Annotated in this window: 22 protein-coding genes; 16 read left to right on the top strand and 6 right to left on the bottom strand. The window is 49.3% G+C overall.

Annotated elements, in window-relative coordinates; genetic code table 11:
• Window position 1 precedes the first annotated feature (1 nt).
• From ACN0R1_RS07730 to ACN0R1_RS07720, 3 genes are all read right to left on the bottom strand, one after another.
• Window positions 2–646 (bottom strand): amino acid ABC transporter permease, encoded by a 645-nt coding sequence (locus ACN0R1_RS07730; RefSeq protein ID WP_417581556.1) that lies wholly within the window; start codon window positions 644–646, stop codon window positions 2–4.
• On the bottom strand, window positions 646–1,326 hold the full coding sequence (locus tag ACN0R1_RS07725; protein ID WP_417581554.1) for an amino acid ABC transporter permease: 681 nt from the start codon (window positions 1,324–1,326) through the stop codon (window positions 646–648). The genes ACN0R1_RS07730 and ACN0R1_RS07725 overlap by 1 nt, the downstream gene beginning before the upstream one ends.
• An 85-nt stretch (window positions 1,327–1,411) precedes the next feature.
• Window positions 1,412–2,215, bottom strand: coding sequence for a transporter substrate-binding domain-containing protein (locus tag ACN0R1_RS07720; RefSeq protein ID WP_417581552.1), 804 nt, complete (start codon window positions 2,213–2,215; stop codon window positions 1,412–1,414).
• A gap of 171 nt (window positions 2,216–2,386) precedes the next feature.
• Here ACN0R1_RS07720 and ACN0R1_RS07715 point away from each other — a divergent pair, with 171 nt between their 5' ends.
• Entirely contained in the window at window positions 2,387–3,955 is a 1,569-nt protein-coding gene (locus ACN0R1_RS07715) for an aldehyde dehydrogenase (NADP(+)) (RefSeq protein WP_417581550.1), read from the top strand.
• Between the two features lie 59 nt (window positions 3,956–4,014).
• Here the strand turns inward: ACN0R1_RS07715 and ACN0R1_RS07710 are convergent, their stop codons facing one another.
• The 3 genes from ACN0R1_RS07710 to ACN0R1_RS07700 all read right to left on the bottom strand — a co-directional run bounded on the left by ACN0R1_RS07710 (window position 4,015) and on the right by ACN0R1_RS07700 (window position 5,610).
• Entirely contained in the window at window positions 4,015–4,305 is a 291-nt protein-coding gene (locus ACN0R1_RS07710) for a TRAP transporter large permease subunit (RefSeq protein ID WP_417581598.1), read from the bottom strand.
• A gap of 314 nt (window positions 4,306–4,619) precedes the next feature.
• Entirely contained in the window at window positions 4,620–4,967 is a 348-nt protein-coding gene (locus ACN0R1_RS07705; protein ID WP_417581548.1) for a hypothetical protein, read from the bottom strand.
• Between the two features lie 7 nt (window positions 4,968–4,974).
• Window positions 4,975–5,610, bottom strand: coding sequence for a helix-turn-helix domain-containing protein (locus tag ACN0R1_RS07700; protein WP_417581546.1), 636 nt, complete (start codon window positions 5,608–5,610; stop codon window positions 4,975–4,977).
• A gap of 329 nt (window positions 5,611–5,939) precedes the next feature.
• On the opposite strand from ACN0R1_RS07700, the gene ACN0R1_RS07695 reads away from it, so the two are divergent.
• The 15 genes from ACN0R1_RS07695 to ACN0R1_RS07625 all read left to right on the top strand — a co-directional run bounded on the left by ACN0R1_RS07695 (window position 5,940) and on the right by ACN0R1_RS07625 (window position 15,111).
• On the top strand, window positions 5,940–6,227 hold the full coding sequence (locus ACN0R1_RS07695; protein WP_417581544.1) for a hypothetical protein: 288 nt from the start codon (window positions 5,940–5,942) through the stop codon (window positions 6,225–6,227).
• 17 nt (window positions 6,228–6,244) lie between these two features.
• Complete coding sequence (locus ACN0R1_RS07690; protein WP_417581542.1) at window positions 6,245–6,724, top strand: hypothetical protein; 480 nt, start codon at window positions 6,245–6,247, stop codon at window positions 6,722–6,724.
• On the top strand, window positions 6,721–6,963 hold the full coding sequence (locus tag ACN0R1_RS07685; RefSeq protein ID WP_417581540.1) for a hypothetical protein: 243 nt from the start codon (window positions 6,721–6,723) through the stop codon (window positions 6,961–6,963). Before ACN0R1_RS07690 ends, ACN0R1_RS07685 begins: the two co-directional genes overlap by 4 nt.
• Window positions 6,951–7,328 carry a hypothetical protein gene (locus tag ACN0R1_RS07680; RefSeq protein ID WP_417581538.1) on the top strand — a complete coding sequence of 126 codons (378 nt, stop codon included), beginning with the start codon at window positions 6,951–6,953 and terminating at the stop codon, window positions 7,326–7,328. Before ACN0R1_RS07685 ends, ACN0R1_RS07680 begins: the two co-directional genes overlap by 13 nt.
• A complete protein-coding gene (locus ACN0R1_RS07675) occupies window positions 7,325–7,651 on the top strand; it encodes a GntR family transcriptional regulator (RefSeq protein ID WP_417581536.1) in 327 nt (108 codons plus the stop codon). Before ACN0R1_RS07680 ends, ACN0R1_RS07675 begins: the two co-directional genes overlap by 4 nt.
• Window positions 7,641–7,964 (top strand): hypothetical protein, encoded by a 324-nt coding sequence (locus ACN0R1_RS07670; RefSeq protein WP_417581534.1) that lies wholly within the window; start codon window positions 7,641–7,643, stop codon window positions 7,962–7,964. The genes ACN0R1_RS07675 and ACN0R1_RS07670 overlap by 11 nt, the downstream gene beginning before the upstream one ends.
• Window positions 7,951–8,286 (top strand): hypothetical protein, encoded by a 336-nt coding sequence (locus ACN0R1_RS07665; RefSeq protein WP_417581532.1) that lies wholly within the window; start codon window positions 7,951–7,953, stop codon window positions 8,284–8,286. The genes ACN0R1_RS07670 and ACN0R1_RS07665 overlap by 14 nt, the downstream gene beginning before the upstream one ends.
• Window position 8,287: 1 nt before the next feature.
• On the top strand, window positions 8,288–9,304 hold the full coding sequence (locus tag ACN0R1_RS07660) for a hypothetical protein (protein WP_417581530.1): 1,017 nt from the start codon (window positions 8,288–8,290) through the stop codon (window positions 9,302–9,304).
• A complete protein-coding gene (locus tag ACN0R1_RS07655; RefSeq protein ID WP_417581528.1) occupies window positions 9,304–11,073 on the top strand; it encodes a transposase in 1,770 nt (589 codons plus the stop codon). Before ACN0R1_RS07660 ends, ACN0R1_RS07655 begins: the two co-directional genes overlap by 1 nt.
• 74 nt (window positions 11,074–11,147) lie before the next feature.
• Complete coding sequence (locus ACN0R1_RS07650) at window positions 11,148–11,993, top strand: ExeA family protein (RefSeq protein WP_417581526.1); 846 nt, start codon at window positions 11,148–11,150, stop codon at window positions 11,991–11,993.
• A 43-nt stretch (window positions 11,994–12,036) separates the two neighbouring features.
• Window positions 12,037–12,345, top strand: a complete 309-nt coding sequence (locus tag ACN0R1_RS07645) for a hypothetical protein (RefSeq protein ID WP_417581524.1) — start codon at window positions 12,037–12,039, stop codon at window positions 12,343–12,345.
• A gap of 280 nt (window positions 12,346–12,625) precedes the next feature.
• On the top strand, window positions 12,626–13,417 hold the full coding sequence (locus ACN0R1_RS07640; RefSeq protein WP_417581522.1) for a hypothetical protein: 792 nt from the start codon (window positions 12,626–12,628) through the stop codon (window positions 13,415–13,417).
• Window positions 13,410–13,646 carry a hypothetical protein gene (locus ACN0R1_RS07635; protein ID WP_417581520.1) on the top strand — a complete coding sequence of 79 codons (237 nt, stop codon included), beginning with the start codon at window positions 13,410–13,412 and terminating at the stop codon, window positions 13,644–13,646. Before ACN0R1_RS07640 ends, ACN0R1_RS07635 begins: the two co-directional genes overlap by 8 nt.
• Before the next feature lie 29 nt (window positions 13,647–13,675).
• On the top strand, window positions 13,676–14,233 hold the full coding sequence (locus ACN0R1_RS07630) for a hypothetical protein (RefSeq protein ID WP_417581518.1): 558 nt from the start codon (window positions 13,676–13,678) through the stop codon (window positions 14,231–14,233).
• 59 nt (window positions 14,234–14,292) lie between these two features.
• Window positions 14,293–15,111, top strand: a complete 819-nt coding sequence (locus ACN0R1_RS07625; RefSeq protein ID WP_417581516.1) for a phage protease — start codon at window positions 14,293–14,295, stop codon at window positions 15,109–15,111.
• Window positions 15,112–15,180 lie beyond the last annotated feature (69 nt).

Raw genomic sequence — 15,180 nt, 5'->3', positions numbered from 1 at the left:
GTTACCACCGTTTTTCAAGCATTGTGGCCGCTTTGGCAATGGGATAAGACAAGGCAAAATAGAAGGCACAGGCTATTCCCAAAATAATGAGCGGTTCTTGAGTACGCGTAATAAGGATTTGCGATGCACGTAGCAGTTCGACATAGCCGAGCACGGATACCAGCGCTGAGTCTTTCAGTACACTTAACGCCACCCCTACCCAAGCAGGAAAAACCGCACGCAGCCCAACAGGCCAGACGATGTAGCGCATATCCTGCCAATAGGACATGCCGAGGCTTCGCGCGGCTTGGCGCAAATTGCTGCCAACAGACTCTATGCCAGATCTAACCACGTTAGACACTAGTGCCAGGGTATAGACTGAAAGTACGATGGTCCCAGCACTGAATGGGTCCAGCGGTATGCCGATTATCGGAAAAAAGTTATAGAAAAGTACCAATTGAATTATCAATGGGACAGAGCGAAATATGTCCAGGAAAGCCCCAAGTGTCATGGAACCCAGTCGTCCACTGACGGAAAGCAACCAGCCGAAGATAATGCCAAACAGCGTACCAAATCCGATGGCCAGAGCCGATATCCATAGTGTCTTGCCTGCGGCTTCAGCCAGAAACCAAAAGTCATTGGGACGTAATGCCGAAAACATTTCCATCAGACGCCTCCTTGCCCACGAAAGATACGCCAGGCGACCAGTCGTGACAGGGCTAAAATGAGCTTGACGATGATGAAGTAAATCAGCGCGACAACGGCAAAGTATTCAAAGATACGATAGGTTCTGGAGGCAAAGTACTGTGCCGATCCAGCCAGCTCCTGATAACCGACCAACATACCCAATGAGCTCATCAATACTGCCCAGACAATTTGATTGGTCAGCGGGTGCCAGACATTGCGCAGCACTTGGGGAAAAAGAACGTAGTAGTAAGCTTTGGGTGCACTCATACCCAGGCTGCGGGCGGCGCGAAACTGTGTTTCGGGTATGGCTTGCAACCCTCCTCTGAAATTTTCGGCCAGGTAGCCAGCGCAGTTAAATGTCAGCGCTGTCAGTACAATCATGAAGGGTGACAGGTGGATACCCAAGGCGCCCAATCCAAATCCGAAGAAAAACAGTTGCAGCAGTACCGGGGTATTTCTGGCCAGCTCTATCCAACTGGATGCAAGCCATTTGAGTGGACGAAGCTTGCCCGTCACGTTCATTTTAATAACCGCGAGCAATAGCCCCAGTAGAATACCAAGAATGATTGCTAGAACAGCAACCTGAATGGTATCAAGCGCCGCGAACAGCAAGTCGGGTAGTCGTCTCAGTACGGGTTGCCAATGAAAATTGTAATCCATGATGAGGTCCTGTTTTCTCAAAGAAGGCGCTAGCCTGGAAAGACGTATCGCCCAAGCGCTAGGTCTTTCCAGACGATTGAACGCCTTAGTAGTACACGCCGGGAATAGTCAGATCGGGGGCTTCACTGCCAACAAACTCTTCCCAAAGTGCTTGATAACGGCCCGTACGTACTTGCTGATGAATAAACAGGTTGAGATAGTTCAGCCAGGATATATCCTTACGTGGCGCGGCCATGGACACATAGTCAGCGGTAAAGGGCAAAATCGGGCCCAATTCAATATTGCTGTACTGTTGAGAAATAGGCCCAGCCACAATATTACCGGTCATCCCTGCCGCTACCTTGCCTTGCTGTACAGCCAGGAAAACCTCGTTTTCAGATTGATAACCCTGATATTTCCAATCAGAACCCCATTCCTCTTTATAGGCTTCATACCACTGCTCTTGCACTGTTCCCAGGCCGGCTGCAACCGCTTTACCACGCAGGTCTTCAAAGGTTTCTATACCACTGTCTTTATGAATGATGGCTTGTGAGACAAATACGGCATAGGGGATGGTAAAACCAACGGTTTGAGCTCGTTCAAGTGAGTCAGATGTTGAACCAATGACTACATCAGCACGGTTGGTCACAATCAAAGGAAGTCGTTCTGACCAAGTGGCCGGTATCAGTTCTACTTCGACATTCAGTGAAGCTGCCAGATCTTTGCAGTACTCCACATCAAATCCGGCGGGTTCATTATTCTCGTTCCAGAAGCCAATAGGCGGGAAATCCAGAACCACGGCACATCGTAGCGTGCCTCGATTAACCACCTCATCCAGCGTATCAGCTGTCGCTAAGCTGCTAGCGGTAATTGTCAGTGCTGCACAGGCAGCCAGGAGTTTTTTAAGCATGGTTTTGTCCTCGTTTTGTTGTTGTATATCGCTTAGTGAAATCGGCGCTCTTGGGACACTTGTCGACATGATATATACTTGAACGCAAATAAGTCAACATGTCGGCAACGTGTCGACATGTTAAAGTTATCTTACTACAATGAATTCATGTTGAATTTGGGGAGATGTGCTATGGAGTTGTTAGGTAACTCTTTGATTGGCAATGAAACAGTTTCAGGGCAAGGTCGAATTATCCGTGGGGTAAATCCAGCTACCGGTGAGGCTTTACTTCCCGACTATGCGGATATCAGCCTGGATGAGATGGACAAAGCCTGTTGCTTGGCTGCGGAGGCATTTGATCCTTACCGGCAAGTAAGTCGCCAGGCGCGTGCCACTTTTCTGGAATGTATCGCTGAACAGATCGAAGCGCTGGGGTCTGCATTGATTGAACGGGCAAAGCTCGAAACAGGTTTGCCAGCGCCTCGTCTGGAAGGTGAGCGTGCCAGAACCTGCGCTCAATTACGCTTGTTTGCTTCGGTGGTCCGTTCAGGCGGCGGGCAGGATCTACGTATCGACACAGCACTGCCCGAACGGTCTCCGTTACCTCGATCTGATCTTCGAATGCGCCAGATAGGCCTTGGGCCTGTGGCTGTGTTTGGCGCCAGTAATTTTCCCTTGGCGTTTAGTGTGGCAGGTGGGGACACAGCGTCTGCATTGGCAGCCGGTTGTCCTGTCATCGTCAAGGCTCATCCTTCGCATCCTGGCACATCCGAGTTGGTTGGACGGGCTATTCAACAGGCTGTGGTAATTTGCGCTATGCCTGAGGGGGTATTCTCATTGCTGTTCGCCTCGTCAAATGAGCTGGGACAGGCGTTGGTGACCCATGCAAAAATTCAGGCGGTGGGTTTTACCGGTTCGCGACAGGGCGGGCTGGCGTTGCTATCTGCAGCACAAGCAAGGCCGCAACCCATCCCTGTGTATGCCGAAATGAGTAGTATTAATCCAGTGCTGTTACTGCCAAATGCACTACAGCAGCATGCAGAGCGTTTAGCGGATGGATTTGTATCCTCCTTAACACTTGGGGCAGGGCAGTTCTGTACCAACCCAGGCTTGATTCTGGCGATTAAGGGGGAGGCATTAAACCAGTTTGCAACCTTGGTGAGGAAAAAAGTGGCCACTACTGAAGCGCAGACGATGTTGAGTCCTGCAATCTACAATGCTTATCGAGATGGCCTCACCACGTTAGATACTGTTGCGGATAGATTGGCTGTGGGGCTTGGCAGTGAGGCGCCTAATCGATGCCAGGTTGTGGTGTATAGGGTTACGGCAAGCCGGTATATGCAGACACCGGCCTTGCATGCCGAGGTGTTTGGGGCCGTGTCGCTAATTGTTGAATGTGATGGTGTGGATGAGATGCAGGCGATTATTGAGCAGGCGGAAGGGCAACTTACACTGACGCTGCATGCTGAAGAGCAGGACCATCCATCTGTACAGGCATTGCTGCCGACACTTGAGCGACGTGCAGGTCGTCTGTTGTTGAATGGATGGCCTACAGGGGTTGAAGTCTGCCATGCGATGGTACATGGTGGGCCTTATCCCTCTACCTCTGATTTGCGCAGTACATCGGTTGGCAGTGCCGCTATTCAGCGGTTTTTACGACCCGTGTGTTATCAGGACTTTGCTGATTCACTGTTGCCGAGTGAATTACAACAGGATAACCCCGATATGATCAGACGCCTGGTCAATGGAGAGTGGCAGTAAAGAGCGGCAGTAAAGAGTGACTGAAGGCATCTGGCGATGCCTTCAGTCGCCGCTTGGCACTAAAATTTTGTTGTGAGTTGGCTGGGTAACCATGTTGCTACAAGTGGGAAGGCCGCTACGATAAATAATACAATAAACTGTATGATCACAAAGGGTATCACACCTCTACACATTTGCCCGTAGGTCATATCTTTTGGCGCAATCGATTTTAAATAAAAGATTGAGGGTGCCATAGGCGGCGTTAGATAAGAGGTTTGGATGACAACCATCATCATAATAGCAAACCATACAGGATCAATGCCAAAGCTTCGTACAATAGGCATAAATATGGGCACACATATCAATACAATTGATATTATGAGGACACACGATATTTAAGAGGCTGCTGCACGATATTTGTGGGAGTAGATAGGAATTCACTGGAATTCATGAGTGTGAAAATGTAAAAGCTTTGACACTTTGAAAAGGCTAAATTTGGATGCCCTTGCAAGCGAAAAAAAGGGTTGGTCGTCAGGCCGTCCAACCCACCTGAAGGTTCTTTGGGCGCTCTTCCTGAAGCTATAGACCTTCAAGGTAACTGATTCTAAGGTTTACCCCGCCGATTCAGTTCTATGTCGATCAACCGGAGTTGATTTAGACAGTCACTAATTATAGCCCCTTCGCGCTACCTTGTCTTGGTCACAAAATAGAGGGGCAAACCTACCACTGCAATAATGCCGCCAAAAAATAGCCAGGCTGCTGGCTGTGTGTCTGTACTGCCAAAGTTACCGCTCAGCAGTGTTCCCATCATTTCAAGCGCTAAATAAATAAGACCCAGCATGCCCAAGAGGAAGCAGGCATTGGGAATATTGAAAATAACTCGTGCCTGGGCTTGACGCAGAAGGGCTTTAAAATGCTTTCGTTGTTGCTTGAGCTGATCAACATCCATATCGCCAAAACCGCCACGACCATGATTATGAATGTCACCAGCTGCCACTTGGCCTACCGATCCATTGAAAACTTGATCTGTCATTGGCGCCTCATTTGTCCTTTTTGCTGTAGTTGTGGATGTCGCCACCGCCCACTTGGCCTACTTCCGCATTGAAGTTTTGGTTGACTGATCTATCAACCTCACTATCACTGAGCCCGTATTTATCTTTTATGCTGGCAATTCCTGATTGAAGTCCTTTCTTTGTTGTATCGCGCACATCTTGCGAGAAATTCTCATCAGGTGAATTTTCAATAGTATCTATTACGGTTTGATTGATAGAGACAATCAACCACCCTATAGACTTTCTGATGCTCTCAGACCTGCCTGGCCCGTTAGGCAGGTGGCAGACCTGGTTATACACCGATGAAAAAGCATCAATCGCTGGGGCGGATTGAGGGCTTCGGAAATAAGCTTTTAATCTAGTCCTGAGTGCCTGAATAACCTCTTCCTTTAAGTCATCATCAATTTCACCATTTGTATTCTTATCAGCCTTTCCAAGCAGAACGTAGTCTAGTGAAAAGCCTTTATCTTCCGCATAAACACAAATTTTTTCAAAGGGAATTGTTCCCCTTTTCCTTGAGTTAGCTATTGCCTGAGGAGTAACGCCTAGCTCTTTGGCAAGCGCTGCATCATTTTTTGCATTAGTGAGTCCGCAGAGGCGGTCGAAAATTTCATCAATATCCATTTCTTTCAGTTGACCTTTATAAACCTATAGTTTATCTTATAAACCGTGTGTTGATTAATTCATTAGATTAATAGAAGGAATATACCATGAATCATTGCGATACGGAGCCTAGCTCAGATCTTTATAACCGTGTTAGAGCTGGATTTATTCTGCAAGGATCTAACCTAAGCACATGGTGTAAGGAAAACGATGTGCATCCAACCAATGCTAAAGCCTGCCTAATTGGCATGTGGGGTGGACCTAAAGGAAAGGAGCTTCGCGACCGCATATTGAAAGATGCAAAGATACCCGCTGCTTTAAGCAGCCAGAGCGTAGCCTGAGGAGGTCTCATGGAACACTTAGGGCCAGGAAAGAAACTATACCTTGATGTTCGCGTCGCATTTGTTGCAGCTGAAACAACATTGAATGCTTGGTGCAACAGAAACGATATTAATCCAGCTAATGCTCGCCAGTGCCTTATAGGTAGCTGGGACGGTCCAAAAGCACGGCTATTAAGATCACGTATCATTAATGAATCTGGCATGGCGTCACTCTCTTCAATTGATTCTGTAACTCACTCTAGCGCTAAACAGCCTGTCACCACAGGGGCAGTCGAGTTCTTTTATTGGGGCTGCTAAGGCAGGAGGTATTTCAAATGGCACGTCGAAATTGGAAAAGGGTCAGCCCCTGCTCATTGCGCCAGTCGATGGAGCTGAGCATGGAGTTTGCTCGTGAAAAGCATAATCGTTCGGTGGATAGGATCGCCGATCTGATGGGGCTGGCTAACAAATGGGTGCTCTACAAATGGCTTGAAAGTGGCCGTATGCCAGCAATCCTGATTCGTCCATTCGAGGCGGCTTGCGGTATTGACCTGGTAACGCGCTACATCGGCCACTCTGCTAACAAGATGCTGATCGACATTCCTACTGGAAAGCGCGTGACCTCTACCGATTTGAACGAGCTGCAAGCCTCATTTGCTGGAGCGGTGAGCCTGCTTGTTGCCTTCTACGAACGTCAGGACAGTGCCAATGAAGCCCTTGCGGCCCTGACTGGCCTACTGGAGGACGTGGCCTGGCACCGCAAAAACCTTGAGGAGCACATGCAACCTAGCCTGGAACTGGAGGTTACGTCATGAACTATCAAATCACACCCACTGAGCAGGCGTTAAACGATGTGAGCTATGAGATCGGGGCGATCTACGAGACCAACGGGCACTGGTTCGCTGGCCTGGCACGGCTGGTGGAAGAGACAGGAAAAACAGTCGATGAGCTGACAGTAGGCGAGCTGCGAAGCCTGATACACAAGCGCCGCGATACTTATAACCGCATCTACGCGGGCATTGATGGACAGGAGGCAGCACCATGCCAAATGTAGCGCCATTTCGTGCAAAGAAGGCCCAGGCTATCAAGGCAGTTCAAGCGGCTATCGAGGGGCTGTCCATAGTCGATGTTGTGGAAATTTTGACACACCAGCTCACTGATATTGTGAAAGGTGCCGAGGGTGTGGTCGATGACCCTCACCAAATGCCATCAGTTCTAGCCTACCGTGGCCGTGTATCCAATATCGAGATGGACCCTGATCTTGAGGCGTTCATCCTTGAACAGCGGGGAATGAAAACCCTGGAGCAGTTAAGAATGCAGTGTGTAGAGCAGTTTGGAGATGAGCGTGCGCCAAGTCGTTCAGCACTCCAGCGCTATGTGCATAGCAAGCAATACAGAAGCAGGAGGTGGGCGAAATGACAACAGATGCAAGCGGCAGACACCGCGTAATTGATGTGATGAACACCATTCTGACGATCGGTGTTGACGGTATCACCATGGAAGAGATCGCTGATGCTCTGGGCGTTAAGTACCAGCCTGTTCGCAGAGCTTTGGAAGCCCTTGAACAGCATGGTTGGGTGCAGCCCTACCGCCGCAAAGGGAGCAATCAGATTCTTTGGATGCCTGGAAAATGGCTCATTCGTGTGGCCTTCCAATACAAGCAGCAACAGCTGACCAAGCAGCAAACGCTGAAGGATGAGTTTCACCGTGTCACTGGGGAGGTGTTAGACAATGGCCGCTGAGCAGAAAGACAAGGTGCTTGTGCTTGAGGTGCTGGATGCCATGCGTGCCTTGGGCTTTGAGCCTCGCAGCATCAAGGATGTTGCTGAGCACTTAGACCTGGATTATCAGGCAGTACGCCGTGCGATGTTGGTGCTAGAGTCCTATCAGTGGGTCGTCAAAGGGGGCGCACCAGGGAAAAGCCTTTGGGCTGTATCAGCCAAAGCATTGGATTTCAGCATTCAGTACAAGCGCCATGCGCTGAACCGAGTGCATCAGATGGAGCGGGAATACTTTAATTTAACAGGTGAGGTACTGCGTGATGAAAAAGATTGAGTTAGATGTGAATGACGATATGCCGGTCCCTAATATTTACCTTCTTCATCAAGGGGAGCGATTGCTGCGACTGAAGCCATACCCTTCGATGCTTGAAAAAATTCAGTTGAGCCACGAGCAAGTTTTTGCCTTAACCCTGGCAGCTGGAGCCAAGCAATCGTATGGCCCTCTTAAAGGGGAGGCGCTGGAGAATCACTTAGAGGCTCTGGGCTACTTCGAGAATGCGGGGATTGATCAGCTGAAATGGTCAGACATAGCGAAAATTGAGCCGCCAGAAGTACGTGAATTTATTGACCAGCTAATAAAATCGAATGGAGAGTGACATGAAGAGTAGAAACGAAAAAAGCTTGATGACCTCTGTTGATGCGCAGTTGCTACAGCATAAGCATCAGGTTGAAAAGAACAGCCTTGAGGTTGAAGCTGAAATGCTAATGACTAAGCTGAATAGTCGTTTTGTAATTGACCCTGAGGTACACCTTGCTTTGGCGCTTTCTCATGAGCTTCACGGCAGGCTCAAATTTATACGTGGAATGGGTAAATTTCTTCGCGCCAGCGAAATAAAAGCAGCCAAAGAAATCAAGGAAAGCAAGCTATATCGGCATATTCTTGTTACAGATGAGTTTGGAATTACGCGCGAGGCGAACAGTTTTGCCGACTACTGTAAGTATGGTTTGGGCTGTTCTGTAACTACCATGTATGAAGCTATACAAGATTTTGATCTCTTTGGTGAGGCGCTCGATGGCCTCAGACAAATGGGCGTTGATCGCAATCAGCTGCGACTTTTACGCAAGTCACCTGAAGGCTTGATCCTTGAAGTCAAAGAAGCCGCTGAGAAAGAAGATAAGACGGCTTTGCTAGAGCTTATCGACGACATAGCAGCCCGTCATGCCAAAGAAAAAGAGCAGCTTGCCGAGGAAAAGAAATCGCTTGCGGATCAGGTGCACAACCTTGAAGCGGATCGCCAAGTGGATCAGCGCCTACTGGAGGATAAGGAACGTAAGATCAATGAGCTGGAGCGTGAGCTGCGCCGTGATCTAACACCTGATCAGGCCTCACAGAAGCGTGCTGAGCGTGATGAGCTGCTGAAGGCAAACCTCCTGGATAAGTCGCTGTCCAGCATTTCCACGCTCAATGAGCTGGCAGGTGTTGTCGAGAGGGTCATGGAACTGGATGACGCTGGAGAGCACCTTGAAGAAACGCTGTACGCTGAGTTGCGCGGGGTCTTCCGGCACGCATTACTCCTGGGGCGTCAGTACGACCTTCTGCCTGAGCAGCTGTTAGGCCTTCCCGTTGCAGACCTTTCCACTTTTGACAGGGTGTTAGAAGGAGAAGTGATGTGATGCAACTGGAAGCCCACACCATGCAGTACCTGCTGAGTGTCGGCGCACAGCTGGAAACAGCTGGGCACGGCCAGCGCGGTGAGCTGATCAGCCAAGCGGCCAGTGCGCTCAACTACTCAGAACACTGGATCAGGGATCGCTTGAAAGACCTCGGTTTTAGTAAGTCGCGCAAGGAGCGCTGTGACCGTGGGCAGTCAAGCGTGAATCGTGATGAGTGTATTCAGATCAGCAATCTGATCATGCAGGCCAGCCGTGACAACGGCAAGCAGCTGATGAGCCTGAAGCAGGCGATTCAGATTGCCAGCGCCAACGGACTGATTGGTGCGGGTGTATCTGAAAGCACCGTTTCACGGGAGATGCGTCGGCACCGCGTCCATCCAGAGCAGATGAACAAACCCAAGCCTCATAAGCAGGTGCGTAGTCTGCACCCTAATCATGTCTGGCAGTTCGATGTGTCGGTGTGCGTACTCTACTACCTGCCGAAGTCGGAAGGCTTGAAGGTGATGCCACGTGATGAGTTCTACAAGAACAAGCTGGAGAACGTCTACCGCATCAAGAATGATCGCGTGTTGCGTTACCTGATAACCGATCACTACAGCAGCGCCTTCTATGTCGAGTACTTCAACACCCCTGGTGAGAACTCAGAGACGCTGGTTCAGTTCCTGCTGAATGCCTTCAGTCAGCGTGATGATGACCCTGTTCAGGGCGTTCCGTTTATGCTGGTCTGGGATGCTGGCACGGCTAACCAGTCGCACCTGGTTAAAGGGATGTTGGACCGCCTTCAGGTCAAGCATCACGCTCATGAAGTTGGTTCACCCCGCGCCAAAGGTCAGGTTGAGCGCACACACAACCTGGTGGAGTGTGAGTTTGAAAGCCGCCTATCTATGCGCCGCATTGACACCATTGAAGAGCTGAACGAGAAGGCTCAGCAGTGGGCGCAAATGTATAACGGCACGCAGTTGCACCGCCGCCATGGGCATACACGTTATGGCATGTGGCAGACCATCCGTACTGAGCAGCTGCGGATCTGCCCGCCTCGTGAGCTTTGCCTGTCCCTCTTGCAGAAGGCCCGTCCGGTCAGTCGTATTGTGGCTGGTGATCTAACGATCTCCTACGCAATTGCTGGCATTGGATCACATACCTATTCAGTACGCTGCATCCCTGATGTGTGCATCGGCGACAAGGTCCAGGTGACTTACAACCCTTACCAGGCACCGAATGTCACAGTGATCCATGAGAACCTGGACGGCCAAAAAATTCACTATGAGTTAGAGCCGATTGAGCGTGATGCTGCCGGATTTGAAGTGGATGCGCCAGTCTTTGGGCAGAACTATGCAGCGGTACGTGATACGCCAGTGGATGAGCTTAGAAAGCAGATGAACCGTGAAGCTTATGGCGTTGAAACAGATCAGGCTGTTAAAGAAGCCCGCAAGGCCCGTAAACCCGCCTTTGATGGTCAGGTAGATCCCTTTGCTGATGTTAATGCCGCTGTGGTGCCTGCCTTTATGCGGCGCAAGGGCCAAGCATTGGGGGTGCTTCAACCCACAAGAGCCCTAGAGATCAGGCTCCCCTACGTGAAGGCTGTCCCGATGATTCGCGACACAATTGGCCTTTTGCCAGGGAGTGAAGAGTTTAAACAGCTGACCCGTGAATTTAAGCGGCGCTTTCCAGACGGTATGCCTGAAGAGTGTTTGATGGAGTTTACTGGGGAGATGGTTCAGCTGTTTGGAATGACTGATGAGCCCATCAGTGCAGAGGTTGGTAAGTGACACCAGGGGGTGCCACTTACCTGCCGGAGACCGCCATCTACCGGCCCCTTGAACTAACACACAAGGAAATTGAAATGCTAACACAAGAAACGCTAAAACACTTCCACCTTTTTCGTGATCCTTTCAGTGATGATGTACGCAGCCCTGAGGATGTGTACATGACCCAAGAGTACCGCTACGTGCTGGGCTCTATGCGCCAAGCTGCCCAAGCACAAGGCATTGTTGCTGTTGTGGCAGATTCCGGTGCAGGTAAAACCACCATGCGGCGGCTGCTGATGGATGAGTTGCGCCGTGATGGGAAGGTCTCTGTGATCATGCCGACCATTATTGATAAATCCCGCGTCACAGCGGCTGGGCTGTGTGAAGCGATTATTGCTGATGTCAGTGATGAGACACCCAAGCGGTCTATGGAAGCTAAGGCGCGACAGGTTGAGCGCTTGCTGCGTGATGCCTCACGCTCTGGTCAGAAGCACGTCATGGTGATAGAAGAGGCACATGACCTGACCATTCCTACCCTGCGCTACCTGAAGCGCTTTTGGGAGCTTGAGGACGGCTTTACCAAGCTGCTGGGCATTGTCCTGATCGGCCAGACCGAGCTGGGCCTGAAGCTCCAGGAGCACCGTAACAGCCAGGCACGTGAGCTGATCCGTCGTTGCATTACCGTTGACCTGCGGTCATTGGATGCTGACCTGGAAAGTTACCTGAAGCACAAGTTCAAGCGTGTGGGGGCTGATGTGAATGCGCTGATGGAGCCTGGTGCTTTTGATGAGATACGGCTGCGCTTGAGACGGAAAGATAACGGGCAAGTGGTCAGTGACCTCTACCCGCTGGCAATCAACAACCTGGTCACAAAGGCGTTCAACGTGGCAGCAGGTTTTGGCGATGATCGCGTGTCTGGCGAGATCATTAAACACCTTTGAGACCCGCCGCATTTTTGAGGCTTCAGACATGGGAAGAGCAACGATGAGTAAAGTGCACACAGATATGGAAACCGAAATGACTAATCTGGTCTGGGCGGCCAGCAAATCAGCACACGCTGTTGAAGCAGTGACAAATATGATGAGTGAGTACAAAGAGGCACGTACTCCAAGCGCTGATGTGGACGATCATTTAGAGCTGGGCCTGTGGTTATGTCAGGAACTGGCAAATCATCAGCGCACTCTTTTAGAGCGGATTGAAGTCAGCCTAAAATCTGCCAGCTGGCCCAAAGGCTCTGTAAGGCCGCTAGAGGGCATTTCAGCTTTAAGTGAGTCAATGTGTGCTCAAAGGTGATTTATTGAATCTAACGGGGGGTTAACGCGGTTTATTTAGGTTCAGGAAGGCAGTCGGCGTCACAGATTTAATTTTCAGGTATGCAGATATAAAAAAAGCCTCGGTATTGAAAGATACACGAGGCTTTTTGCATTTGACCGGCTCTCGAAGGGGCTCTACCGCATTCACACAGTTACATCATAGAAGTGCCCCTCCATTAATCCTATTAACACGCGTTAAACAGGAATCTGCATGTCTAGTGTTTAACTTCGGTTAAATAACTTTGGTGCTGGAGATACTCATGTCAGAAGAATCAATTCTATCCCTGTTAGAAGGTGATGTGAAAGACATTCTAATGGATCAAGATAACTGGCCTAAAAGTATAAGGCGCTTATTCGAGATAGTGGATTCAGTACTTATTGACCGCCCCGATCTCAAAATGTATGCACGTCCTGCCCTCTACCTACTTTCATCTAAGCAAGGTTGCTTTAGCCACTGTCTTCCTAGTGTGACTAATGAAAAAAGCTTTTTTAAGCAAAAGCGCTGGTATGACTTGTATTTAGTTGATCAGGACTTAGCGCTAAAACAAAGGCATCTATACGGAATCAACACCGGTTCAATTGATCAGGTGTTGCATTTTATGCAGGAAGCACATGATCCGGCTGAGGAAAAAAGCTATCAGCAAAAGTGGCCCAAACACACCATCCGGCTCATGACTGAATTAGGTGAGATTATCAAGCCGCTCAACCTGTCAGAATCTGACAAGTATCTATTCATCGAAGCACTACTCCATGGAAAGATTAATTCAAGCCTGAAGAATGTTTACTACCTTCCTAGATGCAGCTCAATTGACGTGCGAATACTCGCACTCAATGTGATGAAGTTCATGCGCAATGGTAATCCAGATGCTGCCGCAAGGCATTTCAATATCAGCTTGGTCCATGTTTATCGAATTTGCAGAGAGGAGAGAAAACGACAAAAAGAAGCCCGTGACAAGCAAGAAGCCAGCTCAAACTATGACGGCTACATCGCAAAGCAAACCAATTTCAAACACCCCTTAAAACCACTCACCCAAGGAAAAAACCATGACTAACACTATCACCCCAGAAGAACGAAAAGTTGCCTACCGTTTCGGAATGACTGAACAGCAGTACTTGGAGAAGCGAGCAAAGTATGCAGCATCACAAGGCAAAACATTTGAATCCCTGGCATCACTTTCAGCTCAAGAGCTAAATGTGATGAATGCCATGGGTGTGGAAGCCGATGCCTTCCACTCCAACAAATTGGCTATTTTGGCTGAAAAAGTCATCAATCAACTTTAATCATTGACCGTATTTAAGGAGCTCACCACATGACCATTTTAGAAGCAGTTCAAGCCTTTGTTGATGCGCGTGCTGCATTACAAGCAGCAGAGGATGAAAACAACAATATGCGCACGGTATTACTGCCGAATGCGCTTAATTCATTGAGCGTTGCGCAAGGCAGTAAGCAGATGGCTACGTCCCAGCTTCGTGCAGCAGTTACACCAGAGGAAGTTCTAACGGCGAGAGCTGCATTAAACTCAGCAGAACAGTCTGAAAAAGACTTAATTCAGTTGAAGGACAATTTGGAATCACGCCTAGCTAACTTCCAAACAAAGCGTAACCTACTCAATACCTCAAGGGAAGCTGCCTTAAGGGAAGTATGGCGAATTAAGCGTGAAGAGCTTAAGGCGCAGTTTGAAATACCTGAAGCAGTTTTCCTCCAAATGGAAATGTTGCTTGCAGCATTAGACGGTGAAAAAGAAGGTTGGGGTGGTCGATTATTTAGACAGCCAGTAGAAGAAAAGTACGGGAGAGCGATGGCCTATGAGCGAAGTGAAGAGCTTCGAGAGTCGATGCTGAATGAACTAATCGCACAATTGCCATAACGAGCCGTTGATGGGCTAACGCCAGTATGCCCATCAACCCCTTTCACGAGGCCACTACCATGACACGAACATCCACCCTCGCGGAAATAATGACTGCCCTTCGAAGCACGCCAAAGCATAAAGACTCAGGTATTACAGCCATCAATATGCAGGGCGGTAAGGTCCAAAACGGGTGGCAACGTTTATTGCCTGATGGTCATTTTAAAGCCGTTGATGGACGCCCATTTGATACGCTCTCAGGGTATTGGTATTTGGATGAAGCAGCAGCAAAACAGATCATTGCAAAGGTCCACCAGACACAAACTGAACTCGTGATTGATTATGAGCACCAAACGCTACTGAGTCAGCAGAATGGGCACCCGGCTCCAGCTGCTGGATGGTTTAAAGATATCGAGTGGCGTGAGGGATCTGGACTGTGGGTTAAGCCGCACTGGACAAAGCGCGCCCTGGAGTTTTTGGCCTCAGGCGAGTATCGATACCTTTCTGCGGTATTTCCTTATGACAAAAATAGCGGTAGTCCATCGGCCCTTCACAGTGCGGCGTTAGTCAATCGTCCAGGTTTAGATGGTGTTACAGAAATTACCGCCCTTAGTGCCAATTTAACGCCTCAATTGTCACAGCCTGCTAAAGCACCAACTCCTTATCCCTTGGTGTCACTATCTGCTAAGGAAAAAAGCGCATGTTATGCCGCAAATCACTCTACTAATGCCTATTTGTCTAAACGGGATCTTTACTGCATGAAACGCGGCAGCAACTGGGCACAGCTAACCGCCTTGACGCCAGACGACATGAATATGATCAGATATTTAGGACAAGATGCTGCCAGTTTTCAACTAGCGAAGATTCAGCTGCTAGCTGAGGAAGTACTGAGGTCATGATGGTGATGTGTAGCGTAGTCGCTCCACCAGTACGCCACCTGCCAAGTCATTGGATAGCCCTTGGAGGCC

The organism is Nitrincola sp., from assembly GCF_048264025.1.
In the GTDB taxonomy this organism is placed as follows: domain Bacteria; phylum Pseudomonadota; class Gammaproteobacteria; order Pseudomonadales; family Balneatricaceae; genus Nitrincola.
The sequence above is the reverse complement of the archived record's forward strand: the minus strand, read 5'-3'. Positions and strand labels throughout refer to the sequence as shown.